The following is a 26,324-nucleotide window of genomic DNA, read 5'->3' as shown; positions in this document are numbered from 1 at the left end:
CCCCAATAAGTCTCCCAAAGCGACTACGATCAGCTTAAGACAGGTGACCGGAAATCAGCTTTGTCATTTCAAACATGGAGACTTGTTTTTTACCGCCAAAAACGGCTTTCAATTTGTCATCCGCGTTGATGTTACGCTTGTTCGCTTCATCTTGCAGTTGGTGCTTCTTGATGTATTCCCATACTTTTTTAGTGACTTCAGTACGTGGAATTGGTGCTGCACCGATGACTGCTGCCAACACTGGAGAAATTGTCATTGGCTTCATGAACGCTGCGTTTGGCTTACGTGCAGGTGCTGCTGCTTTTGCTGCCGGAGCAGCTTTCTTTGGTGCAGCCGCTTTTGGAGCTGCTGCTTTTGCTGCTGGCTTTTTAGCTTCTGGAGCTGCTTTAGCCGGTGCTTTTTTTGGTGCTGTTGCCATATTGAGGCTCCTTCACAAATATCTTGGAAAATGCGCCATTTCACGCATCGCTAATAGTGGTGCGCTTTGCAGAGGGATGCAAGTGTTTTTTGTGGCTTTTTGTTGAAAATGTATCGTAATGCGCAGAGGACAGCGTTTCATAGTGAAAAAAAACCGGATCAGGCCTGATTTTAGCGTGCTCAGGTCGATCCGGCCGACAGGTTTCGATGTGATCGGGCGCTAGCGTTTACCCGGCATCATTCCCTTCATACTGCGTAACATCTTCATCATGCCGCCACCTTGCAGCTTCTTCATCATGCTTTGCATCTGCTCAAATTGATTCAGCATACGATTGACTTCCTGAATCTGTACCCCAGCACCTGCTGCAATACGACGTTTGCGCGAAGCTTTGATTAAATCTGGTTTTGCACGTTCCTGCGGGGTCATGGAATTAATCATACCTTCCATACGGCGTACATTTTTTTCAGCCTGATCCATATTTGCGCCGCTCGCTGCCTGCTGCATTTGCGCCGGAAGTTTGTCCATCAGATTCGACAAACCGCCCATCTTTTTCATCTGACTCAGTTGCAATTTAAAGTCATTCATATCGAACTTGCCGCCACCTTTGATCTTATGGGCAAGATCTTGTGCTGCTGCGACGTCCATGCCTTTTTGGGCGGATTCGACCAGCGCCAGAATATCGCCCATACCCAAAATCCGATTCGCCATGCGAACCGGATCAAACGCTTCCAGGCCATCAAGTTTTTCAGCAACACCGGCAAATTTAATCGGCTTGCCGGTGATGTGGCGCACCGATAAGGCCGCACCGCCGCGCGCATCGCCGTCGAGCTTGGTGAGTACCACGCCAGTCAGGGGCAAGGCATCATTAAAGGCTTTCGCGGTATTCACGGCATCCTGACCCAGCATCGCATCCACCACAAACAAGGTCTCAATCGGCTTGACGGCAGCATGCAGAGCGGCGATTTCTTGCATCATCGCTTCATCAATACCAAGACGACCGGCAGTATCGATAATCAAGACATCGTGATAATGTTTTTTTGCATAATCGAGCGCTGCCAGCGCGATATCAACCGGTTTATCCGTTGGCAGTGACGGGAAAAAATCTGCACCGACCTGCGCCGTCACCGTCTGCAACTGACCAATCGCAGCGGGGCGATAGACGTCGGCAGAGACAGTCAGGACTTTTTTCTTTTTTTGCTCGCGCAAATATTTGGCGAGTTTACCGACAGTCGTGGTTTTACCGGCACCTTGCAAGCCAGCCATCAAAATAATTGCAGGCGGCTGTGTGGCAAAACTCAGTTGCGAAGCTTCTGGTCCGAGATCGGCACCCATCAGGCTGGCCAGTTCTTTTTGCACCACGCCGACCAGAGCCTGCCCTGGAGTCAGAGAGCTGATGACTTCTTCGCCCAGCGCTTTTTCTTTCACACGGGCGATCAGCTCACGTACGGCTGGCAAGGCGACGTCGGCCTCTAGCAGGGCCATGCGCACCTCGCGCAACATTTCAGCGGTATTGGATTCTGTCAAACGAGCCTCGCCACGCATGGTTTTCACCACTTTGGCAAGGCGTTGGGTCAAATTATCAAGCATGGATAGAATCTATATGAGTAAGTGAAAAACAAGATTGCAGAGAGTAATCGCCTGAAGCGCTATAGCCTGACATTTTACCTGATCGCACCTTGTCAGACCTTGAATTAGTTCAGTCTCTCAATGCTAGCGAGCCTGAAGAGTCTGGATTACCGGAAAATTGATCGGCCTCAGGCTGAAAATCCGCGCATATCAGTAGTAATACCGATGCTTCAGGAGAAATACTCATGTTAAATCAGAGACTTGTACTGTGATGCAGAATAGGAACGTTTTCTGCTTGGTAGGCTAAAACACAGTAACAAACTATAAAAAATACGGAGACCATCATGTTGAACAATCGTTCGCGCCGCCTTGCGCTGAGGCTTTGTGCCTGCCTCAGTCTGTTATTCCCACTTAGTATTGTGCATATTCATGTGATGGCCGAGGATGGTGTTACGGACAGCATGATTTTGCTAGGACAAACGGTAGGTCTGAGCGGTCAGATTGCCGGGCCGGTTAAGGAAATGAATGCAGGAGCGAATGCCTATTTCGAGCATATGAATAAAAATGGCGGCGTCAACGGTCGCAAAATCGAAGTCAAAATTCTTGACGATAAGTTTGATCCCGCTATCGCTGCGACTAATGCCGAGGCACTGATTAAGAAAGAACACGTGTTTGCGCTGTTTCAGTCACGCGGCACGCCGCATACCGAAGCGCTGCTGCCGGTCCTGGCCGAGAACAAAGTCCCGCTGATCGCGCCCAGTACCGGTGCTTCTCTGTTCCATGCACCAGTCAACCATTATGTATTTAATGTGCGCGCTAAATATCAAGACGAAGTCCGGCGCGGCGTTGAGCAATTTAATACCATCGGTTTGAAAGAGATCGCCTTATTGCATGTTGACGACACCTTTGGTCGAGACGGACTGGCCGGTTTTAATCAAGCCATGGCTCAGCATAAATTGGCGCCAGCAGCGATCGTGACATTTGACCGGGCTAAACCGGATATCGCCGCTGCAGTCAAGGCGGTGATTGGCAGCAAGGCTAAAGCCGTCATTATTATTGGTTCTGGCGTCACTACGGTAGAGCTGATTAAAGAGGCGAGGATACAGAATCCTGGATTGCAAATCATGACCTTATCGAATAATGCCTCACAGTCTTTTGTCGATTCTCTGGGACGCGCAGGTATCGGCGTAATGGTGTCGCAAATTATGCCGGCGCCACATACCGTCTCGACGGTTCTGGGTCAGGAATTTAAAAGTATCGCTATTGCGCAAGGTGTGAATGCATCCTATGCCGCGATGGAGGGTTTTGTCGCTGCAAAAATCATGGTAGAAGGCTTGCGTCGTGCCGGTCGCAATCTGACCCGGGATGGTCTGATCCGCGCCTTAGAGTCGATACGCCGTTACGACATTGGCGGTGTGATGCTTGGCTACAGCGAAAAAGATCATACCGGTAGTGAGTTCGTTGAATTGACCATGATAGGCAAAGACGGTAAATTCTTGCGATGATTCGATAGGGATGTTGATCCTGTCGTCTGTGCGGGAAGCCGGAATCAGCCAGAGGTGCAAGTAGGGAATTTCCGGTTTTCCGGAACGAGTGCGAAGTAAGAAATTATTTAGCCGTTAAAAATCAAGTACTTGCAAAAACAACCGAGTTGGCACAGAGTCTGCTATAGATACGGAACAAATCACATGTACTGTCGTGAAATCGTTTCTGTCAGATTGCCGGAAGCATTTTGCGTAAGTCCTAATTAAAAATACCGGAGACCACAATGTTAGCACCTGCCGTAAAAAACACTCTGCATGCCATACCTGGCCGGAGCACATCACCGATTACCTCCATCGCCTCAATTGCCAGCGCTGTCCTGCTGGCATCCTTCAGTATGTTGACGGGCGTGGCGCATGCCGACGACACGGTGCGTCTTGGTAACCTCAAATTTGCGCACTACGGTGCGGTATCCTACATCAAAGAAATCGCCCCGAAATGCGGTATCAAAGTAGATGAAAAAGTTTTTCCTAAAGGCCTAGATGCAATGCAGGCGGTGATTGCCGGCGAACTGGATGTGGCTGCTGTATCCTCGGAGGCCGTGATTTCTGCCCGTGCCAGCGGCGCACCGATTTTCATCGTGGCAGGTTTTGCCAAAGGTGGTGCTCGTCTGGTTACGCGTACCGATCTCGGTATCAAATCGATTAAAGAATTAAAGGGTAAAAAAGTCGGCGTCACCCGTGGTGGTATTCAGGATATTTTGCTGGCAGCAGAACTCTCACAGAATGGCCTGACGTACTCTGATCAGCCGGGTAAAGATGTGCAGATTATTTATCTCGGCTTTCCGGATCTGAATCAGGCTTTGCTGGGCAAAAACATCGATGCGATCATGCAGTCAGAACCGTATTCTGCGCAGGCAATCAACAAGGGTTTTGGGACAGAATTGCTCAAGCCCTATGACACGCCGATTGGCGAGCCAGTTCGTACCATGGTGATGACAGAAAAATTCTATAAAGAGAATCGTCCTCTTGCAGAAAAATTCATGCGTTGTTTTGTCGAGGCCACTAAGACTTTTATCGATAACAAAGACCTGGCTGAGAAATATGTTCGTGAAACTATTTTCAAAGGACAAATTACCAAGGAGGACTTCGTCGCCGCTATCGGCAATTCCCCTTACTCTTACGATGTGACCGTTGAGCATATTCAGGTCACTACGGATCTGATGCAAAAATACGGCGTCGGCAAGATGGCCAAACCTCCGGTCGCCAAAGATTGGGTAAAAACTGATCTGCTTGATCAGGCCAAGAAAAGCCTGAACATCAAATAAGTAGTCAATAATCTACAAGCATCACAACACACTACACCCGCTGGCAAGATTGAGCGAGAGGATATCGTTCTCTTCTTGTCAGCGCGGATATTCTCAGAGGACATAAGATGAAGCTGAAATGGCGTGAAATTGGCGCGGGGCTGGTTGTGCCTGCCATATTGATTGCAGTCTGGCATACCGTTACCACGATGGGCTGGGTGAACCCTCAGGTCTTGCCTGCACCTTGGGCGGTTGTAAAAAAATGGTGTGAATATGCCTCGCCGATGGAGGCATTTGATCCTGCAAGCATGTCCCGTCTTGGCTGGCTATTTTCCGGTGAGTTGATACGTGACACGATCGGCAGTATGTACCGGGTGCTGGTCGGATTTATCGTCGGTGCCGGACTGGCATTGCCGCTGGGACTAGCGATGGGAGCCAGTCAGCGCGCTTATGCCTGGATGAATCCTCTGATGCAGGTCTTGCGTCCGATTCCGCCGATTGCCTATATCCCCTTATCGATTTTATGGTTTGGACTGGGGAATCCGCCGGCAATTTTCCTGATTGCGATCGGCGCTTTCTTCCCTGTGCTGATGAACACCATAGCTGGTGTACGTCATGTGGACGGCATCTATATCCGTGCGGCCCGTAACCTTGGGGCCAGCCAGACCACTTTGTTTGTCCGTGTAATGCTGCCTGCCGCAGTGCCTTATATTTTATCGGGTGTACGTATCGGGATCGGTACGGCTTTTATCGTGGTGATCGTATCGGAAATGATCGCTGTGAATAATGGTCTTGGCTTTCGTATCCTCGAGGCGCGTGAGTACTTCTGGTCAGACAAAATTATCGCCGGCATGATCAGCATCGGTATGCTGGGTCTGGCGATTGATCTGGCGATGAACAAACTGAATAATCATTTACTGCGCTGGCACCGCGGTCTGGAGAATTAATATGACACAGCAAGCGCAAATCAAAGTGAACGCGGTCAACAAGATTTTTAAAACCAGCGACCGCGAAGTCGTCGCATTAAAAGATATTCAGCTGGATATTCCGGAAGGGCAGTTCGTCTGCCTGCTCGGTCCGTCTGGTTGCGGTAAATCGACATTGCTGAATGCCGTTGCAGGTTTTTCGTTACCCAGCTCAGGCACGATCACCACTGATGGTAAGCTGGTCTCCGGACCTGGTCCGGATCGCGGCATGGTGTTTCAGGAATATGCCTTATTTCCTTGGATGACGGTCGAGCAAAATATCGCCTTCGGTCTGGAAATCAAAGGTCTTGGCAAGGCCGAGATTCAGAAAAAAGTGACGGACTTACTAGTGATGCTGGGCTTGAGTGATTTCAAAAGTCGCTTTCCGAAAGATCTGTCGGGCGGCATGCGTCAGCGTGTTGCGATTGCCCGCGTGCTTGCACTGGATTCACCTATCATGCTGATGGATGAACCTTTTGGTGCTTTGGATGCTCTGACGCGTCGCAATCTGCAAGATGAGTTATTGCGGATCTGGTCGGAATTGAAAAAGACGATTATCTTTGTCACGCACAGTATTGAAGAGGCGATTTATCTGGCAGACCGTATCATCGTGATGACCTACCGCCCCGGTACTGTGAAGCGTGATCTCATCGTCGATTTGCCTCGTTTGCGCGATCCGTCCTCGGCAGAATTCAATGCCTTGAAACGTGAACTGGGCCAGCTCGTGATGGAGGAGCAGCAGCGACATCACACCGATGAATTGAAAATGGCGGCGGTGGATTGATTTCAGCAGGTCTGGTCCCGCCTCTCAACGCTATGCAAAACTAATGTTGCCGACAGATGAGACCTGCCCGATTTTCTCTGATTCGCTCAAAGCTCGCTAGTATCGCATTGCTAACCGCATTGGTGATGCTGGCGATTGTTCTGGTGTGTTCTACGTATTGGGGTGCCACGACATTCGCCAGAGATGAGTTGCATCGTAGCGGCGATCGCCAGCTGAAACTGATTTCCCTCGATCTGGAGTCAGCGCTGGAAAAATACGAGACCCTGCCGTACTCAGTATCTTATCTGCCGCTCGCTGCCCGACTCTTGGCACAGCCTGATAGCCAAGGTCTCGTTGCTGAATTAAATGCCCTGCTGCGAGACTTGCAGCTACAAGCCAAAGTTGCGTCTATCTATTTGATGGATGCGCAGGGGAAGACGATTGCCACCAGCAACTGGGATACGCCGCAAACCTACATGGGACAGAATTTCAGTTTCCGTCCCTATTTTCGTCAGGCGATGACGGGGCAGGCAGGACGTTTTTATGCCATCGGCAATACGACGAATATTCCCGGTTACTTTATTGCGCAAGCCGTCTATCCGGAAGGTGTACGGCCGTTTGTCAGAAATTCTTTGGCACAAGGTTTTTCCGCATCTGGACCGGCAACCGCGAGTTCAGCAGTGCCTGTTAATCACATTCAGCACTCACCGATTGGTGTCATCGCGGTCAAAATCAGCCTGACCGAATTCGAGCAAGCTTGGCGCAGTAGTGAGGAGCCGATTGCTTTATCGGATCAATATGGTGTGGTGTTTCTCAGTAATCGGGCCGATTGGCAATACCATAGCTTGCGCGTACTCGATCCGGCTGCGCAGCAGGCCCTGGGCGCGACTTTGCAATATGGGGGTAAAGCGATTACGACGATTAGCAGCTTGAACAGACCGGCGCGCCTCGATTTTGGTAGCTATGTAGCCCGGCCTGTGGGACGCCTGTCATGGCAATTGATCTTGTTTCCGTCCGAAGCAAAAATCCGTCTGGCAGGCGTCAAGGCCGCACTGGTAACTTTGTTGCTGGTGATTTTGAGTGCGACCGCTGCCGCAGTAGTGTATCAGCGTCGCCAGCGCATGAAAGAAGGTCTGCTGGCGCGCCAGGCATTACAAAGCGCTGCTGACGAATTAGAAGTGCGTATCGCACAGAGAACGCAGGAACTGACGCTGGCGAATCAGCAACTAGCCGGTAAATACAGCAAACTTCAGGATGCAGAAAATCTGTTGCGCTCAACCCAGGATGAGATGGTGCAAACCGGCAAACTCGCTATGTTAGGGCAGATGGCAGCCGGGATGACGCATGAGCTGAATCAGCCGCTGACTGCAATCCGCGCTTTTGCGGATAACGCAGTGACCTTTCTGGCACGTGGCAATCTGACGCAAGCTGGTGATAATCTCGCCCATATCAGTGATGCCAGTGCCAGGATGGGGCGCATCATTGCGCAGCTAAAAGGATTTGCCAGAAAAAGTCCTGAAGCGGTGGCGGTCGTGGATGTTGCGCAGTCTTTACGTGCTGCCGCCTTGCTGTTGCACAGCGACTTTGACCGGCACGGAGTGACATTGAACTTACCGGATCAGCGCGGGATGCTGGTACTGGGAGATGCGGTACGGATAGAACAGGTATTGATCAACCTGATACGCAACGCTCTGGACGCGACGCTACAAATGCCAGTTACTGGTAGCCCGCAACAAGTTAGGGTTGAGCTTGATGCCGATGCGCAGTACATCATTATTCGTATTATTGATGCCGGGACTGGACTGCCTGATCATGTGATTCAGCATTTGTTTGAGCCGTTTTTTACGACCAAACCATCGGATCAGGGGTTGGGTCTGGGGCTGGCGATTTCATCGTCGATTGTTCAGGCGATGAACGGCAGTCTGAGTGCATCAAATCGAGTTGGTGGAGGCGCTGAATTCGTGGTCAGTCTTCCTCGTAGCGTGGATAAGTCTGATAGTCCCAAGAGTTGACAGATGGCAGATCTGGTGCTGGTGACAGGAATGAAAAATAACATACTCTCCCTGAGTATTTTTTATATCGCCAATAGAATATTGCGCAATTAAGGGTATTTTTCTTTATTGTTAGGGGAGTATATGATTTCAGGCGCGCTGCAAATATCCGTGTCATCACATAAGTAGTATCAGGAGACAACGTTGGAAGCACTATTGATTGAAGATGAGCAGGCCGTCAGACTGGCGACCTCGCAGACGCTGGAATTGGGAGGCTTCAAGGTACATGCGTATGCGAGCGTCGAGGCAGCACAATCCGCATTGCATCCAGCTTTTGCTGGCATTATCGTCAGCGATGTGCGCTTGCCGGGACAGTCTGGTCTGGAGCTACTGACACAAGTACGCGCGCTCGACGCCGATTTGCCCGTCATTTTGATTACCGGGCATGGCGATGTCAGTATGGCCGTCGCCGCGATGCGGGTGGGTGCTTATGATTTTATCGAAAAGCCGTTTGCCTCGGAGCGCTTGCTTGAGACTTGCCTGAGGGCGCAGGAAAAGCGCAAACTGGTCATGGACAACCGGCAATTGAAACAGCAACTCGCCAGCCAAAAATCGGTGCCGGAGATGCTGGGACATGCGCCGGTCATTGAACAGGTACGTAAATTCATTCGTGCTATCGGGCCGAGTCCGGTTGATGTGCTGATCAATGGTGCAACGGGCTCTGGTAAAGAAGTCGTGGCCCGGCAACTGCATTTGGCGAGTGGTCGCAGCGGTGAATTTGTTGCCATCAATTGCGGCGCTTTGCCGGAGGCGATGTTTGAGAGTGAGATTTTTGGTCATGAAGCAGGGGCTTTTACCAGCGCGCAAAAACGTCGTATCGGCAAACTGGAATATGCTCAGGGAGGTACGGTATTTCTCGATGAAATTGAGAGTATGCCGCTGGCATTGCAGGTGAAACTGCTGCGAGTCTTGCAGGAGCGGCGTTTGGAGCGTCTGGGCGGTAATGCCCAGATTGTTCTTGATTGTCGCGTGATCGCGGCGAGTAAGGTGGACTTATTGCAACTGAGTGAAGAGGCGAAGTTCCGTGAAGATTTGTATTACCGACTCAGCGTGGTGAGCATTGATTTGCCTGTGCTGAAGCAAAGGCGCGAAGATATCCCGCTCCTGCTGAAGCATTTTGCCGACGCCGCAGCGCAGCGTTATCAGATGCCAGTTCCGTCATGGACGCCTGAGCATATGGCGGAATGGCAGCAACGCGACTGGCCGGGAAACGTGCGGGAGCTCCGCAATTTTGCGGATAAATGGGTACTTGGCGTGGCCGATCTTATACCAGCATCTGCCCGCGATCCTGTTGCCCATATAAAGGCAGCGGAAGTCGATAGTTTGCCCAAGCGTCTCGATGAATATGAGTCCAGCCTGATTCAGCACGCCTTGCAAGCTCATGATGGTAATGTCGCGCTGGCGGCAGAGCAGCTCGGTATTCCGAAAAAGACACTGTACGACAAAATAAAAAAGTATCAGTTAGCCGTCCGCCCTGCCTGATTTTGTCTGCGCTTGATTTGAGTCGAATATGGTGACTAAGCTCTCTCAGCATCGTCTGTCATCAACGGAAACAAATCCCGGGCTACAGACTTGCTGACATGGTGTAAACTTAAGTGATGCAAACTTATCTTTCTTTCCTCGCAGCTGCCCTCTATGTGCTTGGCAGTTTCGTCCCTAATCAGCGCCGCTTGCTTGAGTCTGGTTTTACCTTTGCCGCATGGCTGATACATGCGGCCGCTTTATGGTTGACGATCTTTACGCCGGATGCGCTGCGTGTCGGTTTTGCCGTAATGCTTTCCTCCGCGCTCTGGGTATCGGTACTCGTGTATTGGCTGGAGAGCCGCAATCTTTCGCTGGACGGATTAAAGGTATTGCTATTGCCAAATGCGGCCCTGATGGTGATTCTGCCGGTATTTTTTCCGGGTAGTCTGGTTGCTCTGGCAGGGAAGACGACCATGTTTCCATGGCATTTGGGGATTGCCTTATTGTCGTATAGCACACTGACGATTGCTGCTTTTCATGCTGTCGTGATGATTTTGCAGGACGCCCATTTACATAAGCCGAATAATCAAAGTCTGCCCGCTTGGCTGAATGCCGCGATTGAACGCTTGCCTGCCTTGCTGACGATGGAAAAAATTCTGTTCCGCTTAATCACCATTGGCTTTGTTTTACTGAGTTTGACCGTTCTTTCCGGTGTAGTGTTCTCTGAACAGGTACTGGGCATTGCATTTAAATGGGATCACAAGACCATCTTGTCCTTGTTCTCATGGTGTTTGTTTGGCGTCTTGCTGATTGGTCGCAAGTGGCGCGGCTGGCGTGGTAAGACGGTACTGAGTTTTACACTGAGCGGTTTTATTACGTTGTTGCTGGCATATGTCGGCAGTCGCTTTGTTCTCGAAGTTTTGTTGCACAGGAGCCTGTCATGAAATTATTGATGTGGCTGGTATTGGCCGCACTCGTTGTGCTGGCGATTCGTAAAAAAAGCCAGCAGCAACCTGGAGCCGGGCAGGATGGCGGCGCCTTTAATTCTGGTCATCCGTCTAATCCGCCTAATATGGCGCAGGCACCAGCACAAAACGCTGAGGCGATGGTGTGCTGCGAAACATGCCAGATTCACTTCCCTGCATCCGAGGCGGTCTACCGTGAGCAGCATGTGTATTGCAGCGTCGCCCATGCGGATCAGCATGCATAGTCGTTCATACGCTGGCATTACTCAGCTTTGGCAGTATTCTTCAATACCCTTCAGTATTCTGATGATCATTGATCATGCCGACTGAAAATTCCTTATCCGCGTTGCCTAGCGCGACTTTCTGGCGTTCTTTACAAACGCTGAATGTGTCGCGTCTGGTCGTGGCACTTGTTTTACTCGCTTACCTGAATTTACGTAATGGCAAGGACTCGTGGTTGAGCGAGCAGTTATTGCTGAGCGAAGCTTGCGTGGTATATCTGTTGATTGCTATTGCTTTCATCGTCTTGAAATATCGCTACCAAAAACATTTCAAGTTACAGCTAGCCGCACAGATTGCGCTCGATGTTGTCGTGATCTCTATTATGTATCTGGCTTCGGGAGGAAATAAAAGCGGCCTGGCGATTTTGTATTTATTCCCGCTGGCGGGCGTCGGGATTCTGGCACCTTTATTGTGGGGATTGTTTTTTGCGGCTTTTGTGACCTTGTTCCTGCTGCTGGAAAGTCTTTACAGAATTTTGCAGCAAGAAGATATTAATCTGAGTTCTCAGGCTGGTTTATATGGTGCTGCGTATTTTGCTGTCGTGTATGTAGTTAACCGGCTGGCAAAGAATCTGATACAGCAAGAAGCCCTGGCTGCCGAGCGTGGTCATGCACTGGCAATCCAGCAGGCGATTAACCGACTGGTCATTTCAGATATGGGGGACGGTATTCTGGTGGTCGATCAGGCAGATCATCTGGTCGAGATGAATCCGGCTGCCGAGCGCATGCTGGGCGCGCATCTGATCAAGGAGGTCAGTCATATGCGCTTGCGGGATATTCCGGCCTTGAAACCGATCGCTGAAGTGCTGTCGACCAGGAGTGGTGCAACCCTGAATACGACGATGACGAATACGGGCATCATGCCCTGGGCGATGGAGGAAAATATTTCCTTCATCTCGATTCGTCATGCGGGAGATGCAACCTTCGACAGCAATTTGCCAGAAAACAATCTGCGCTCCGATTTTGTGACGCATCTTAAATTGCGCTTTATGGACGTGGACAGTGCCGATATTGATGGTTTTGGTCAGGATCAGGCGTCTTATACGATTATTTTTATGCAGGATGTCTCAGACATTGAGAATCAGGCGCAGCAACTCAAGTTGGCGTCGATGGGACGTCTGACTGCCAGTATTGCGCATGAGGTCAGAAATCCCTTGTCTTCGATCTCGTATGCGGCATCCTTGTTAAATGAAGACATGAGCAATCCGGCACAGACCCAGCGATTATTGAAAATCGTTGACGATAATGTGGCACGCCTGAACCAGCTGATCGAAGATATTCTGAAATTATCACGCAAAGCACAGGCCGATACCAAGCCGTTTTCTTTGCTGCCTCTGGTGATTGAAATTGTTCAGGACTTTGTGGAAACCCGCGGACTCGATCCAGACTTGATTTATGTTGATCGTGCGATCACATTTCCTGTCGTATTTGATGTGGGGCATTTGCGCGAGGTGATTGTCAATCTATTGTCGAATGCCACCAGGTATGCCAGTGGCGCACCGGGCAGCATCAAGATATTTGCTCAGGCCAGTACGATGCACAGGATGGAGTTGCACATACAGGACGATGGACCGGGTATTGGTGCGGAAGTGCGTTCCCATTTATTCGAACCTTTTTATACGACATCGAGCAAGGGAACTGGACTGGGTTTGTACATGGCACGGGAGCTATGCTTGAATAACCATGCTTTGCTCGATTATGAATACCATGCCGATGATCCGACCACGATGTTCGGTGAATCGAGAGGTCGCTTTGTGATTAATTTTTCTTTGACTGAGTCATCTGCCCATGAGCACTAAAGACCTGCCAAACAGTCCGCGTATTCTGGTTGTGGATGATGAGGCGCATTTACGTGAGTTGCTGGAAATCACGCTCATCAAGATGGGACTCGATGTCGATAGTGCCGAGACCCTGGAGGTTGCGCGCCAGTATCTGAGTAAAACGACTTATTCGCTGGTTCTGACTGATATGCGCCTACCGGATGGTTCCGGGATGGAGTTGGTGCATGAAGTCGGCCTGCATTATAAAAATACGCCGATTGCGGTGATCACGGCATTTGGCAGTGCGGACAATGCGGTTGTAGCGCTGAAAGCCGGTGCATTTGATTATGTGTCCAAGCCGGTCGCACTGGATCAGCTACGCAAACTGGTGCGCTCGGCATTGCAGACCAGTGAAGTGCAAAGCAAGCAAAACGTCGAGACTGCACAGGTAGAAAAAATCACGGCATCTTCACTGATCGGACAATCTGAGGGAATCCGCCATGTGCGTGCCCAGATCAGCCGCTTAGCCCGCAGTATGGCGCCCGTAATCATTACCGGCGAATCGGGAAGTGGCAAAGAACTGGCTGCCCGCGAAATCCATCTGAATAGTGCCCGCTCCGAAAAGGCTTTTATTGCGGTCAACTGCGGAGCCATTCCTGAGGCATTGATGGAAGCCGAATTTTTTGGTTATCGCAAAGGTGCTTTTACCGGTGCCAATGATGATCGCGATGGATTTTTTCAGGCGGCCAGCGGCGGTACGCTGATGCTGGACGAAGTCGCCGATCTGCCTTTGGCGATGCAGGTCAAGTTGCTGAGGGCAATCCAGGAGCGCAGGGTACGCAAGGTCGGCGCTACGACGGAAGAACCCGTTGATGTTCGCATCATCAGTGCAACGCATCAGAATTTGGCGAATTGCGTGACCGCAGGGAAATTTCGTCAGGATTTGTACTATCGTCTGAATGTGATTGAGCTGCATTTGCCGCCATTGCGCGAACGCCTGACGGATATAGGCGAATTATCCGAGGGGATTTTGCAGCGACTGACCGCATCCGCTCAGACGAACCCCGATCGTTGTGCGACCTTGTTATCCGATAGTGCGCGTCAGGCACTTGCCGAATATGATTTTCCCGGGAATGTCCGCGAATTGGAAAACATCCTGGAGCGTGCGCTGGCCTTCGCCAACGATGGCTGTATCGAAGTCAGTGATCTGGCTTTACGTCCTTCGGCGAAGCCACTAAGTAGCTCTGTCTCCGGGGCGAGCCTGGTGAGTACGGCATTGCCGGCGACCGTGGTAAGTTTAGATTCTGGTGATGCCTCGGTAGAAAAAGTGTTGTTACAGGACGCAGTCAGCGCCAGTCCGGTGACAACACTGCCAGGTGCTCATGCCGATATATCGATTTTTACTGAGCCGGAATTACCTTGTTCTTTGCCCGATTATCTGGAGCGTATTGAGAAAGAGGTGATACGCCGTGCCTTGGTCAAGACCAGGAATAACCGTACCCAGGCGGCTGAGCTCCTGGGGGTCAGTTTCCGGCAACTGCGCTACCAGATACAAAAACTGAAGATTCATGAATCGGAATAAACTCGTTCTGCATTCTGTACAACCGGCATGGATGATCGATGCCGGCGGGCATTGTCCTCAGGCTGAACAAAAGCCGTCGCCGAATTATGATCATCGTCCCGACGGTGCAGAAATCTCACTATTGGTCATTCATAACATCAGCCTGCCAGCGGGCCAGTTCGGCGGTAGCGCTATTACTGATTTGTTTTTGAATCAGCTCGACGTCACGGCGCATCCCAGTTTTACCTCGTTACAGGGCGTCCGGGTCTCTACCCATTTTTTGATACGGCGCGATGGCCAGGTGCTGCAATTCGTTCCTGTCAACTTGCGTGCCTGGCATGCTGGCGTCTCATCGTTTCAGGGGCAGTCAGCGTGTAATAATTTTTCAGTCGGGATTGAGTTGGAGGGGAGTGATCATCAGGCATTCGAGGAGGCGCAATATCTGTCACTGCAGAAATTGACTTTGGTCTTGATACAAGCCTGTCCGATACGACATATCGTCGGCCATCAGGATATTGCTCCTGGCCGCAAGACCGACCCCGGGCCATTTTTTAATTGGAAACAATATAAAGAATTGCTTGTTCATGCTGCTCAGCATGAGTCCATGTTAGTGCCCACTCATGCGCTGCCTAGCTTTCCTTTCATGCTTTGACTTTGTCAATCTGCAAAGCCAGCCGCAACAATAAAAAATATTCTCTTTTTAACAAAAAAAGCGATTGCGTATCTGCCAGCGCGGCACTAGAATTAGTGCAAATCAAATCTTGCGCACTACATATAGTGGTTTGATTCCAGTTTGTGGCCATTCTCTATAATGAAGTTTTACTCTGTTTTAATGAGATAAATGATTTAAAAAACAGAGACTTGGCTAAGGTTTTAGATCTGAACTATGCAGTGTGCAACACCAGAAATCACGTAAAAGATCGATGATTGAATCAGTGGCTCAATCAATGACTACATCAAAGACTGCGTCATTCATATCATCGTTCAAGTTAATCAATCAAGTCTCAACCCATGCTGACCCCGGAGGCCAAATGCACTCTTCTCTAGAAACATCAACACCAAGTACCGCTGATCTGTCCGATTTACAGTCGTCATCAGTCCACCATGCGTCAGCGACGCAAACGCCTGCCTATGGTGAGTACCGTATCATCCGTCGTAATGGTGCTGTAGTTGGGTTTGAGCCTTCCAAAATTGCTATTGCTGTGACTAAAGCCTTTTTGGCCGTTAACGGTGGCCAGGGTGCAGCATCGGCACGTATCCGCGAGCTCGTCGAGCAGTTAACCGCCAGTGTTGTGTCTGCTCTGGTGCGCAGACAGCCAACCGGCGGCACGTTTCATATAGAAGATATTCAGGATCAGGTTGAACTGGCGTTGATGCGTTCTGGCGAACATGATGTTGCCCGTGCCTATGTCTTGTATCGTGCTAAGCGTCAGGAAGAACGTCGCCTTCAGTTAGAGTCACAACAATCCTCCAAAACAGATATCGCCGCACCGCAAATTCACGTCGTTGTTGACGGACAGCGCGTCGCACTCGACATCGCACAAGTCCGTAAGCTGATCACAGCTGCCTGCGTCGGTCTGGACAAGCTGGCTGATCCGGAAGCGATTTTGTCCGAAACCTTGAAAAACCTGTACGACGGCGTGCCGGTGGAAGAACTGCATAAATCAGCAATCCTGGCTGCGCGTGCGCTGATGGAAAAGGAGCCTGCATATAGCCAGGTGACGGCGCGTCTCTTATTACATACAGTCCGTAAAGAAGTGTTCGGTAAAGAAGTTGCTCAGCAAGATGCGGCAGCCGAGTATGTGGATTACTTCCCTAAATTTATCAAAAAAGGTATTGAAGCTGATTTGCTGGATGCCAAACTTGGTCAGTTTGATCTGAAAAAACTAGCCGATGCGCTGGTTGCCGATCGTGATCTGCAATTTGGCTATATTGGTTTGCAAACTTTGTATGATCGCTACTTCCTGCATGTGCGCGGCACCCGTATTGAAATGCCGCAAGCATTCTACATGCGCGTTGCGATGGGTCTGGCGATCAGCGAAATCGATCGTGAAGCCCGTGCGATTGAGTTCTACAATCTCCTGTCCAGCTTTGATTTCATGAGTTCGACGCCGACTTTGTTTAACTCCGGTACACAGCGTTCACAGTTATCCTCATGCTATCTGACTACGGTAGCCGATGATCTGGATGGTATTTACGAAGCGATCAAAGAAAATGCCTTGCTGGCGAAATACGCCGGTGGTCTCGGTAATGACTGGACGCCAGTGCGTTCCCTCGGTGCGCATATCAAAGGTACGAATGGTAAATCACAGGGCGTAGTGCCGTTCCTGAAAGTCGTCAACGACACAGCCGTCGCGGTCAATCAAGGTGGCAAACGTAAAGGTGCTGTCTGCGCTTATCTCGAAACCTGGCACATGGATATCGAAGAGTTCCTCGACCTGCGTAAAAACACGGGTGATGATCGCCGCCGTACACATGATATGAATACCGCTAACTGGATTCCTGACCTGTTCATGAAGCGTGTCATGGAAAAAGGCGACTGGACTCTTTTCTCCCCATCTGACGTACCTGATCTGCATGATAAATTCGGTAAAGCTTTCGAAACCGCTTACACCGCATATGAAGCCAAAGCAGCCAGCGGCGAACTCGAACTATCGAAAAAAATTCCGGCACTCGACTTGTGGCGCAAGATGTTGTCCATGTTGTTTGAAACAGGCCATCCTTGGATTACTTTCAAAGACCCATGCAACATCCGCTCGCCGCAACAGCATGTTGGCGTGGTTCACTCGTCGAATCTGTGTACGGAAATTACCCTGAACACCAACGATAGTGAGATCGCCGTGTGTAATCTGGGTTCGGTCAACATGCCTGCGCACATGAAAGATGGCAAGCTGGATCACATCAAGTTACAAAAAACTATCAGTACAGCGATGCGTATGCTGGATAACGTGATCGACATCAACTATTATGCAGTCAAGAAAGCGCGTGACTCGAACCTGCGTCATCGTCCGGTTGGTCTCGGTATCATGGGGTTTCAGGATTGCCTGCACATGATGCGTATCCCTTACGCTTCGATGGACGCAGTTCAGTTTGCTGATACGTCGATGGAAGCCGTGTGTTATTACGCTTACCTGGCGTCGACAGAATTAGCGGAAGAGCGCGGTCGTTATAGCTCGTATCGTGGTTCGTTGTGGGACCGTGGCATCCTGCCGCAAGACTCTCTGAAGCTGCTGGCAGAAGAGCGCGGCGGATATCTGGAAGCCGATTTTTCTGAAACCATGGACTGGACAGTGATCCGTGACCGTATCAAACAATACGGTATGCGCAATTCGAACTGTGTTGCGATCGCGCCGACAGCAACGATCTCTAACATTATCGGTGTCTCCGCCTGTATCGAACCGACTTACCAGAATCTGTATGTGAAGTCGAATCTGTCCGGTGAATTTACCGAGATCAACGAACATCTGGTACGTGATCTGAAGGCACGTGGCTTGTGGGACGAAGTCATGATCTCTGATCTTAAATACTTTGACGGCAGCCTGGCAAAGATCGACCGCATTCCTGAAGATCTGCGCGAACTGTATGCAACCGCTTTTGAAGTCAGCCCATCCTGGTTGGTAGAAGCAGCATCCCGCCGTCAGAAATGGATAGATCAGGCGCAGTCTCTGAACATCTATATGGCAGGTGCGTCCGGTAAGAAACTGGATGAAACCTACAAACTGGCTTGGTTACGTGGTTTGAAAACTACTTACTACCTGCGTACGATAGGTGCAACCCACACTGAAAAATCTACCAGCAAAACGGGTGCACTGAATGCAGTAGCGGTTGATGGTGGCAGCGGTGGTTATTCTGCAAGCTCTGATACACCGGTGACGGCAGCGTCTGAGGCGGACGGTGCTGCATGCTATCTGCGCCCCGGTGATGCAGGTTTTGAAGAGTGCGAAGCCTGCCAATAAGCTGGATGAGTCAGCACTAGCTGACAACATGTCGAGCAGAAAGAGCTCTGTCTGATGACGAGCACTTTCTGCCAGTCGCAAAGAACGATCTATTTAATAAGTAAGGAATACCAAATGCTTTCTTGGGATGATGAAGTCGCACCAGCCTCTGCTGCGCCAGCCGGATCACCAAAATCTGTTCAACAACCGGATCATGTGCAAGCGGGTCTGAGCTTGCGCACTCAGGAGATTGCGTTGAATCCCGCGCTGGTCGCCAAACCAGTCGTAGTAGCTCCGGAGGATATCGCCCGCCGCGTTAATGCCGCTGACAAACGCATCATCAATGGTCAGACTGACGTTAATCAACTTGTGCCGTTTAAATACAAATGGGCATGGGATAAGTATCTGGCAGGTTGCGCCAATCACTGGATGCCGCAAGAAATCAATATGCAACGCGATATTGAACTTTGGAAAAGCCCAAATGGTCTGACCGAAGATGAGCGTCGCCTGGTCAAGCGCAATCTGGGATTTTTTGTGACAGCGGATTCACTTGCTGCAAATAATATTGTGCTGGGAACTTATCGTCACATTACAGCGCCTGAATGCCGTCAATACCTGTTGCGTCAGGCTTTTGAAGAAGCGATTCATACGCACGCCTATCAATATATTGTTGAGTCACTGGGCTTGGATGAAGCTGAAATCTTTAATGCTTACAATGAAGTCGAGTCGATTCGTGACAAAGATCAGTTCTTGATTCCGTTCATTAATGCCTTGACCGATCCAGAATTCAAGACCGGCACAATGGAGACGGATCAGACATTGTTGAAGTCCTTGATCGTGTTTGCCTGTCTGATGGAAGGTTTATTTTTCTACGTCGGCTTCACACAAATTCTGGCGCTTGGCCGTCAGAATAAAATGATGGGCGCGGCAGAACAATACCAATATATTTTGCGTGATGAATCGATGCACTGCAATTTCGGAATCGATTTGATCAACACAATCAAGATGGAAAATCCGCATTTGTGGACCGCGACATTTAGAGATGAAATTAAATCGTTGTTTTTGCGTGCGGTAGAGTTGGAATATCGCTACGCAGAGGATACAATGCCGCGTGGAGTGCTTGGTTTGAATGCGCCAATGTTCAAAGGTTATTTACGGTTCATCGCAAATCGCCGCGCGCAACAAATCGGACTTGATACTTTGTTCCCGCAGGAAGAAAATCCTTTCCCGTGGATGAGCGAAATGATCGACCTGAAAAAAGAACGCAACTTTTTTGAAACCCGTGTGATTGAGTACCAAACTGGCGGCGCCCTGAATTGGGAATAAACGCAGCAGCATTCAGATGCATCTGGATGTCTACTCAAATTCACATGATGTGAAAAACGCGAGAGGCCTCACCAAACTGAATGGACAGTCATAGACCGAATCGATCTACTCTGTTTGTGCCGCGACACCACATAAGTGTCGCGGCTTTCGGTTTTGGAAAAACTCTCGAAACACAAGATACCGACGCCGGCATTTTTTAATGCGGGCGTTTTTTTTGGCTGATTGATTCTGGATGAGCTTATATCCGACACAGATACATTCTGTGTCGATATGCTTAAGATCAAGCTGCCATATGGCTGAAGTGCTGCATCAGAAGAGGAGATGGAGCAGTTCAGCCGGTGCCAAATTCATTAGCGCAACCAACAGTTTGTTTGCGCCCATGAATAATCCGCTCGTTTCAGAGTCTCATTGAGCGGATTTTAATTGATCAATTTTTTCCATCAAATGAAGGAGAAACAAAATGGCAACAGCACCAAAACCACCAGAGGCAAAGAAAGCCGCTGCGAAAAAACCTGTAGCAAAAGCAGCAGCTAAACCAGCGGCAAAGCCAGCAGCGAAAAAAGCAGCAGCTAAACCAGCGGCAAAGCCAGCAGCGAAAAAAGCAGCAGCTAAACCAGCGGCAAAGCCAGTAGCGAAAAAAGCAGCAGCTAAACCAGCGGCAAAGCCAGCAGCGAAAAAAGCAGCAGCTAAACCAGCGGCAAAGCCAGCAGCGAAAAAAGCAGCAGCTAAGCCAGCGGCAAAGCCAGCAGCGAAAAAAGTAGCAGCTAAGCCAGCGGCAAAAGTAGCAGCTAAACCTGCAGCGAAGCCAGCAGCAAAAAAAGCAGCGGCTAAGCCTGCAGCGAAAGCAGCTGCCAAGCCAGCTACGCCAGATGCCAAAACCGTGGTGAGCCCAACAGCAGCTTGGCCTTTCCCGACAGGCACACGTCCAGCTTAATTCAGATAGCTTGGACGCCTGATCTTATTCAGGCACAATACCCACTGTGTGATATTCACTCAGTGGGTTTTTTTTAGGGGTCGTCCTGTGTTGCACGGAATTTTTACTTTTGTTATCGATACGATTGCTGGCCTGTTTGCCGGCTTTCTCTTACTCCGTTTCTGGATGCAAGTACAACGTGTCCGGCCTCCAATGGGACTTGCCCAATCAATCTTTCAATTAACAGACTGGCTGGTGCATCCGATCAGACGCGTCATTCCAGGATTTGGCGGTTACGACTGGGCGAGTCTGATTGCTGCTTTTTTCGTCGCATTACTATCGACGCTGGCCGATTTTCTGGTGGTATCCCAGGTGTCCTTGCCCGTGATCGCATTGCTGGCATTATTTAAATTGCTGCAATGGATCCTGTATGGTCTGATGGCATTACTTGTGCTGGAAGCGGTATTCAGCTGGGTCAATCCCCATGCGCCGTTTGCACCGTTTATCCGCACCCTGAATGATCCTATCTTGTCACCGATAAGAAAATTACTGCCTCCACTTGGAGGGATCGACTTTTCACCGATGGCTGCATTAATCTTGCTTCAGGTATTTAATCGTCTCTTAGTTGAGTTGTTGCCAAGGCTGTTGTTGATGTGAACAAGACCCTAAGCAGGTGCTGGTCCGGTCGATTGACGCACGGTCAGCTTGGTCTCCAGCATTTCACGTCGCAGCGGTAATTCTGCGTTGACGATACGGTTCACCAGGACACGCGCGGTCAATACCCCGATTTCGTATTTAGGCTGTGCAATGGTGGTCAGCGGAGGTGTGCTGAACGAAGCCAGAGCGATATCATCGTAGCCGATTACTGACAACTCTTCCGGAATCCGCACACCCGCTTGCTGGGCGGCACACAATCCCCCGATTGCCATCAGATCATTGCTCGCAAAAATGGCAGTAGGGCGGTCAGGCAGGGCCAACAACTGCTGAAACGCGCTGAAGCCACCCTGGCTGGTAAAGTCGCTGTGCGCAAGGTAATCGCTGTTGAAATCGATGCTCGCCTCTTTCAGTGCACGCAGATAACCGGATACCCGGTCTCCGCTAGGTAATAAGGTTTTTGGGCCTGATACGCAGGCGATACGGCGATGACCCAGATCCAGCAGATATTTGGTCGCCAGATAGCCACCTTGTTCATGGTCGGCTTCAATAAAATCAGCTGCGACACCGGGAACTTCCCTATCGACCAGGACCTTGGGAATCGCTTCGTCTGCCAATAATTGAGTGAGCTCCAGATCGATGCCAGACGACACCAGGATCAGGCCATCAATCCGTTTTTCCATCAGCACACGGGTGTATGCCGCTTGCTTCTTGGGATCATCATAGGAATTGCAGAGGATAATGTTATAGCCTAGCCGGAAGCTTTCATCTTCGATTCCCTGTATCACCTCAGCAAAATAGGGATTCGAATTATTCGGGATCATCATACCCAGAGTATGGGTCTTGTCATTCTTCAGGCTACGTGCAACGGCACTGGGGATATAGCGTAATTCCTGAATGACGGACAGTACGCGTTCACGGGCATCTTCGCTGACGACGCGGGTATTGTTGATGACGTGAGAAACCGTGGTGGTGGACACGCGTGCTTTCTCAGCGACCTGCTTCATTGTTGCCATAAAATTTCATCCCCTCTCTGCATGAATTATGACGCATGAATTACAGAAAAAGGTGACTTTTAAAGAATTGACAATGTTGTTTTGATCTTTTTTTGATGCCTCAAGCTGGTTTTATTGCCAGTCCCGCCAGTACCATATCGACGATCAGTTTTTCCGCGTCGTCAAAATCTTTTTTACTTAATTGTTTGCGATTCATGACAAGGTTCATTTGCGTTGCGAAATCGGCATAGGATTGCGTCATTGCCCAGATTGCGAATAGCAGATGGGTAGGATTTACAGCGGCGATCTTACCTTCGGTGATCCATTTTTCAAAAATTTCTATGTCCTTGCGCAATAAAGGGACAACTTTTTTCCGGATATCGGCACCATACACTTTGGCTCCGCCGATGACTTCCATTGCATAGACCCGTGAACCCCAGGGCTGGTCACGTGAAAAGCGGAGTTTTGCCACGATGTAATCACGCAGCAATTCTTCCGGCTCACGGCTGTCGTCAGCAAGACTATTCATGCGTTCCAGCCAGACATGCAATACATCATCCAGCACGCGCTGATAGAGCGCTTGTTTGCTTGGGAAGTAATACAGCAGGTTCTGTTTGGACAAACCAACTTGTTCCGCAATTGTGGCAACCGATGTGCCCTCGTAACCGCATTCGGCAAACAGGCGTACCGCTTGTGCCAGAATTTCTGCTTCTAATTTATCGCGATTTTGCAGACGCCGGTTAATCGTCGCTGATTTTGCTGAAGGTGCTTTACCGGGGAGATTTTTTTCAATGTCCAATAGTGTCATGACAGGTGCGTAAGAAGTGACTCAGTTGTTCGGAATTGGTATAGGCAACATTGAAACGGAACCAGACCGTACCGGCGGGGGCGATCGAAAAAAATTCGCCCGGGGACAATAATATGCCTGCTTTTAACGCCTGGTCTGCAATCAGTTTGGCGTTGAATTCTGGCGTCGATGGGGTTTGCCAGCCAGCGCTGATAAACATGCCGCCACGAGGTTTTGCCAATGGCCTCATGCCAGACTGCTGCAACATGTGCATGCTGCTTTCCCGCGCAGTATCTAGCTGGTGGATAAGTTGTTCCAGCATCCGGCGATAAGGCCGGGCCGTAATTGCATATAACACCGCGCGCTCATTAATCTCCGAGGTAGTCAGTCCGGCCAGCATCTTGATCCGCACTAATTCGCTTACCAGGGAGGCTGATGCCGTGATCGAACCTACTCTTAATGCCGGTGACAGTGTTTTAGAAAAACTACCGACCCGTATCACACGGCGTAATCCATCCATCGCGGCCAAAGAAGGATCGCTGTGTGCGCTTAGGTCCCGGTAAATGTCATCTTCAACGATCCAGAAATCAAAACGCTCCGCCATACTCAGCAGACGGTGCGCCTGCGCATGGCTGAGTGAGGTGCCGAGGGGATTGTGTAACACGGTATTAACAAACATCAGCTTGGGCTGATGAATGGTCGCTTTCTCTTGCAGAACATCAAAATCTAGACCTTGTTCGCCACGTGGTATGCCAACGGGGATGCAACCATGATGGCGAATCAGCGACAGCAGATTGCTATAGCCAGGATCTTCCACAAAAACACAGTCACCCGGCTTTGTCAGCGTTCGCAAGATCAGATCAAAGCCATGGGTAGCGCCATGTGTCAGCACAATCTGATCCGGCTCAACGGCAAACAGCGCATCTCCCAGGCTGCTTGCCAGATGCTGCCGCAAACTAGGGAAGCCCAGTGGATTACCATAGCCGCGCATACGGCAGGTCGGAATGCGCATCGCATGTCGAACCGCATCCAGAATCGTTGACTCCCCATACCATTCCGGTGGCAGCCAGCCAGAACCCGCAGGCAGTGCATCTGATACACCGGTATATAAATCAGGACTCAACGCATCGATACTGAGGGGTAACACTTGTTGAGTCAGTGCAGGACGGGCAGAGGGACTTTCGCACCGCGCTACAAAATAACCCGAACCACGGCGTGACGACAGCAGACCCGTTGTCAGCAAACGGTCATAGGATTCGACGACAGTAAAGGTGCTGACGCCATTCGATTTGGCAAACTGTCTCACCGATGGCATCTTCGTGCCTATACCTAAGTCACCCGCATTCACCAGGGCAGTGATTGCCAGCACAATTTGATCCACCAGGCTGCCACGCTTGCTGCGATCAAGTTGCAGTACGGGCCAGCGCACTTCCTTATCATCACCGTTCCGGTTGTCTGGCAATGTATCAACAACATGGCCACTCTCTATTACCCGTTGCATCTATACACCTCTACCTTGCTCAATATTGTCCAATCCGATTACGAGCGATGACGCGCCTCAAGAGCGATAAGCATCCACCGACCATCATTGATCACGAGTCAGCAGTATCTGACTACATCCAGCTGGATTGCCAACTGTAGTGCCTGGCTGACCAATACGGTTGCTGGTTTTTTCTGTATCTGTCTATGTCGCCATCTATGCTGCCGTCCTTATCCTGCTGCCTACTATTGCAACATAGTTTTACCAGATGGTAAATAGTTTTTCCAATAACAGGAGCTTCCCATGTATGAATCTCGTCCCGAAGAAATGAATCCATTCTGGATGCCTTTTACTGCTAACCGTGATTTCAAAAGTAATCCGCGTCTGCTGGTCTCCGCCGAGGGAATGCATTACCGCGATATTGATGGCAATACCATTCTCGATGGTACGGCAGGGTTATGGTGTGTACCACTGGGGCATGCACAGCCGAAATTGGTGAAAGCAGTGCAGGACATGGTAGCGCAACTGGATTTTGCGCCCACTTTCCAGATGGGGCATCCTTCCGCTTTTGAACTTGCTGATCGCCTGATGAGTTATACCAATCATCGCTTTGGTCAGGTTTTTTATACCAATTCAGGATCAGAGGCGGTGGATACTGCACTCAAAATGGCACTGGCATATCACCGTGCACGCGGCGATGCAACGCGTACCCGCCTGATCGGTCGCGAGCGTGGTTATCACGGCGTGGGCTTCGGGGGTATGTCTGTCGGTGGCATTGCGAATAATCGCAAAACTTTTGGTAGCTTGCTGCCAGGCGTCGATCATTTACCGCATACCCATAATCTGGAAAAAAACGCATTCACCCGCGGCGAGCCAGAGTATGGTGCGCATCTCGCGGATGAGCTGGAGCGTCTGGTCGCTTTGCATGATGCCTCGACGATTGCGGCTGTCATCGTAGAGCCACTGGCAGGCTCTACCGGTGTCTTAGTACCGCCCAAAGGGTATCTGAAACGGCTGCGGGAGCTTTGCACCAAGCATGGCATCTTGCTGATTTTTGATGAAGTGATTACGGGCTTCGGTCGCCTGACAACACCGTTCGCTTTTGATTATTTTGATGTTGAGCCGGATCTGGTGACGGTGGCCAAAGGCTTGACGAATGGTGTGGTTCCTATGGGAGCAGTTTTTTCTAAACAGCATATTTATGATGCCTTCATGCAGGGTCCCGCCGGTATTGAGTTATTCCACGGCTATACCTATTCCGGTCATCCATTGGCCTGCGCTGCTGCACTGGCAAGTCTGGATATTTTTGAAGAGCAAAAAGTGCTTGAGCATGCACGTGGCATGACAGAGTATTGGGCCGATGCCGTGCATTCGCTGAAAGGCTTGCCGCATGTAATCGATCTCCGCAATCTGGGACTGATTGCAGGGATTGAGCTGGCATCCATACCAGGCAGGCCCGGTGCCAGAGCGTTCGATGCATTCAAACGCGCATTTGCCGATGGCATTCTGATCCGTGTCACGGGCGACATCATCGCTTTATCACCACCGCTGATATTAGAAAAATCACATATCGACGAACTCTTCGGCAAGCTGGCAAAAATTTTAAAAACGCTCGATTGAGTGATCCCTTCAACTCAATAACTATGAGCGTG

General features: G+C 50.2%; 21 protein-coding genes. 16 read left to right on the top strand and 5 right to left on the bottom strand.

The window, feature by feature from the left end:
* Positions 1–34: 34 nt before the first annotated feature.
* Together ACO0K3_RS06145 and ffh are read right to left on the bottom strand one after the other, a co-directional pair.
* Entirely contained in the window at positions 35–418 is a 384-nt protein-coding gene (locus tag ACO0K3_RS06145; RefSeq protein WP_422960860.1) for an SWIB/MDM2 domain-containing protein, read from the bottom strand.
* A 219-nt stretch (positions 419–637) separates the two neighbouring features.
* Positions 638–2,005 carry a signal recognition particle protein gene (gene ffh / locus ACO0K3_RS06140; protein ID WP_422955684.1) on the bottom strand — a complete coding sequence of 456 codons (1,368 nt, stop codon included), beginning with the start codon at positions 2,003–2,005 and terminating at the stop codon, positions 638–640.
* A gap of 323 nt (positions 2,006–2,328) precedes the next feature.
* Between ffh and ACO0K3_RS06135 the strand changes: the two genes are divergently transcribed.
* The 15 genes from ACO0K3_RS06135 to ACO0K3_RS06065 all read left to right on the top strand — a co-directional run bounded on the left by ACO0K3_RS06135 (position 2,329) and on the right by ACO0K3_RS06065 (position 21,413).
* A complete protein-coding gene (locus ACO0K3_RS06135) occupies positions 2,329–3,489 on the top strand; it encodes an ABC transporter substrate-binding protein (RefSeq protein WP_422982879.1) in 1,161 nt (386 codons plus the stop codon).
* 374 nt (positions 3,490–3,863) lie between these two features.
* The gene (locus ACO0K3_RS06130) at positions 3,864–4,793 is read left to right on the top strand and encodes an ABC transporter substrate-binding protein (protein ID WP_422983176.1); all 930 of its coding nucleotides are present in this window, start codon (positions 3,864–3,866) and stop codon (positions 4,791–4,793) included.
* 107 nt (positions 4,794–4,900) lie between these two features.
* Positions 4,901–5,719 carry an ABC transporter permease gene (locus ACO0K3_RS06125; RefSeq protein WP_422982877.1) on the top strand — a complete coding sequence of 273 codons (819 nt, stop codon included), beginning with the start codon at positions 4,901–4,903 and terminating at the stop codon, positions 5,717–5,719.
* Between the two features lies 1 nt (position 5,720).
* Positions 5,721–6,521, top strand: a complete 801-nt coding sequence (locus ACO0K3_RS06120; protein ID WP_422982875.1) for an ABC transporter ATP-binding protein — start codon at positions 5,721–5,723, stop codon at positions 6,519–6,521.
* Between the two features lie 56 nt (positions 6,522–6,577).
* Positions 6,578–8,512, top strand: a complete 1,935-nt coding sequence (locus ACO0K3_RS06115; RefSeq protein WP_422982873.1) for a sensor histidine kinase — start codon at positions 6,578–6,580, stop codon at positions 8,510–8,512.
* A 183-nt stretch (positions 8,513–8,695) separates the two neighbouring features.
* On the top strand, positions 8,696–10,033 hold the full coding sequence (locus ACO0K3_RS06110; protein WP_422982871.1) for a sigma-54-dependent transcriptional regulator: 1,338 nt from the start codon (positions 8,696–8,698) through the stop codon (positions 10,031–10,033).
* A gap of 116 nt (positions 10,034–10,149) precedes the next feature.
* Positions 10,150–10,959 carry a cytochrome C assembly family protein gene (locus tag ACO0K3_RS06105; protein WP_422982869.1) on the top strand — a complete coding sequence of 270 codons (810 nt, stop codon included), beginning with the start codon at positions 10,150–10,152 and terminating at the stop codon, positions 10,957–10,959.
* Positions 10,956–11,225, top strand: coding sequence for a PP0621 family protein (locus ACO0K3_RS06100; protein ID WP_422982867.1), 270 nt, complete (start codon positions 10,956–10,958; stop codon positions 11,223–11,225). Before ACO0K3_RS06105 ends, ACO0K3_RS06100 begins: the two co-directional genes overlap by 4 nt.
* 74 nt (positions 11,226–11,299) lie before the next feature.
* Positions 11,300–13,060: a two-component system sensor histidine kinase NtrB gene (locus ACO0K3_RS06095; RefSeq protein WP_422982864.1), complete on the top strand. Its 1,761-nt coding sequence runs from the start codon at positions 11,300–11,302 to the stop codon at positions 13,058–13,060.
* Positions 13,050–14,603 carry a sigma-54-dependent transcriptional regulator gene (locus ACO0K3_RS06090; protein ID WP_422982862.1) on the top strand — a complete coding sequence of 518 codons (1,554 nt, stop codon included), beginning with the start codon at positions 13,050–13,052 and terminating at the stop codon, positions 14,601–14,603. Before ACO0K3_RS06095 ends, ACO0K3_RS06090 begins: the two co-directional genes overlap by 11 nt.
* Positions 14,590–15,234, top strand: a complete 645-nt coding sequence (ampD, locus tag ACO0K3_RS06085) for a 1,6-anhydro-N-acetylmuramyl-L-alanine amidase AmpD (protein ID WP_422982860.1) — start codon at positions 14,590–14,592, stop codon at positions 15,232–15,234. Before ACO0K3_RS06090 ends, ampD begins: the two co-directional genes overlap by 14 nt.
* Before the next feature lie 379 nt (positions 15,235–15,613).
* Positions 15,614–18,538 carry a ribonucleoside-diphosphate reductase subunit alpha gene (locus ACO0K3_RS06080; protein ID WP_422982858.1) on the top strand — a complete coding sequence of 975 codons (2,925 nt, stop codon included), beginning with the start codon at positions 15,614–15,616 and terminating at the stop codon, positions 18,536–18,538.
* Positions 18,539–18,652: 114 nt separating this feature from the next.
* The gene (locus ACO0K3_RS06075) at positions 18,653–19,843 is read left to right on the top strand and encodes a ribonucleotide-diphosphate reductase subunit beta (RefSeq protein WP_422982856.1); all 1,191 of its coding nucleotides are present in this window, start codon (positions 18,653–18,655) and stop codon (positions 19,841–19,843) included.
* Positions 19,844–20,303: 460 nt separating this feature from the next.
* Positions 20,304–20,777: a histone gene (locus tag ACO0K3_RS06070; RefSeq protein ID WP_422982854.1), complete on the top strand. Its 474-nt coding sequence runs from the start codon at positions 20,304–20,306 to the stop codon at positions 20,775–20,777.
* Between the two features lie 87 nt (positions 20,778–20,864).
* The gene (locus ACO0K3_RS06065; RefSeq protein WP_422982852.1) at positions 20,865–21,413 is read left to right on the top strand and encodes a YggT family protein; all 549 of its coding nucleotides are present in this window, start codon (positions 20,865–20,867) and stop codon (positions 21,411–21,413) included.
* 8 nt (positions 21,414–21,421) lie between these two features.
* Here the strand turns inward: ACO0K3_RS06065 and ACO0K3_RS06060 are convergent, their stop codons facing one another.
* From ACO0K3_RS06060 to ACO0K3_RS06050, 3 genes are all read right to left on the bottom strand, one after another.
* A complete protein-coding gene (locus ACO0K3_RS06060) occupies positions 21,422–22,426 on the bottom strand; it encodes a LacI family DNA-binding transcriptional regulator (RefSeq protein ID WP_422982850.1) in 1,005 nt (334 codons plus the stop codon).
* Between the two features lie 100 nt (positions 22,427–22,526).
* Positions 22,527–23,213 (bottom strand): TetR/AcrR family transcriptional regulator, encoded by a 687-nt coding sequence (locus ACO0K3_RS06055; RefSeq protein WP_422960843.1) that lies wholly within the window; start codon positions 23,211–23,213, stop codon positions 22,527–22,529.
* Complete coding sequence (locus ACO0K3_RS06050; RefSeq protein ID WP_422982848.1) at positions 23,194–24,693, bottom strand: PLP-dependent aminotransferase family protein; 1,500 nt, start codon at positions 24,691–24,693, stop codon at positions 23,194–23,196. Before ACO0K3_RS06050 ends, ACO0K3_RS06055 begins: the two co-directional genes overlap by 20 nt.
* 282 nt (positions 24,694–24,975) lie before the next feature.
* On the opposite strand from ACO0K3_RS06050, the gene ACO0K3_RS06045 reads away from it, so the two are divergent.
* Entirely contained in the window at positions 24,976–26,292 is a 1,317-nt protein-coding gene (locus ACO0K3_RS06045) for an aspartate aminotransferase family protein (RefSeq protein WP_422982846.1), read from the top strand.
* Positions 26,293–26,324: the final 32 nt, after the last annotated feature.

Origin of the sequence: Undibacterium sp. Rencai35W (genome assembly GCF_049340185.1) — a bacterium.
Lineage (GTDB): Bacteria > Pseudomonadota > Gammaproteobacteria > Burkholderiales > Burkholderiaceae_D > Undibacterium.
The sequence above is the reverse complement of the archived record's forward strand: the minus strand, read 5'-3'. Positions and strand labels throughout refer to the sequence as shown.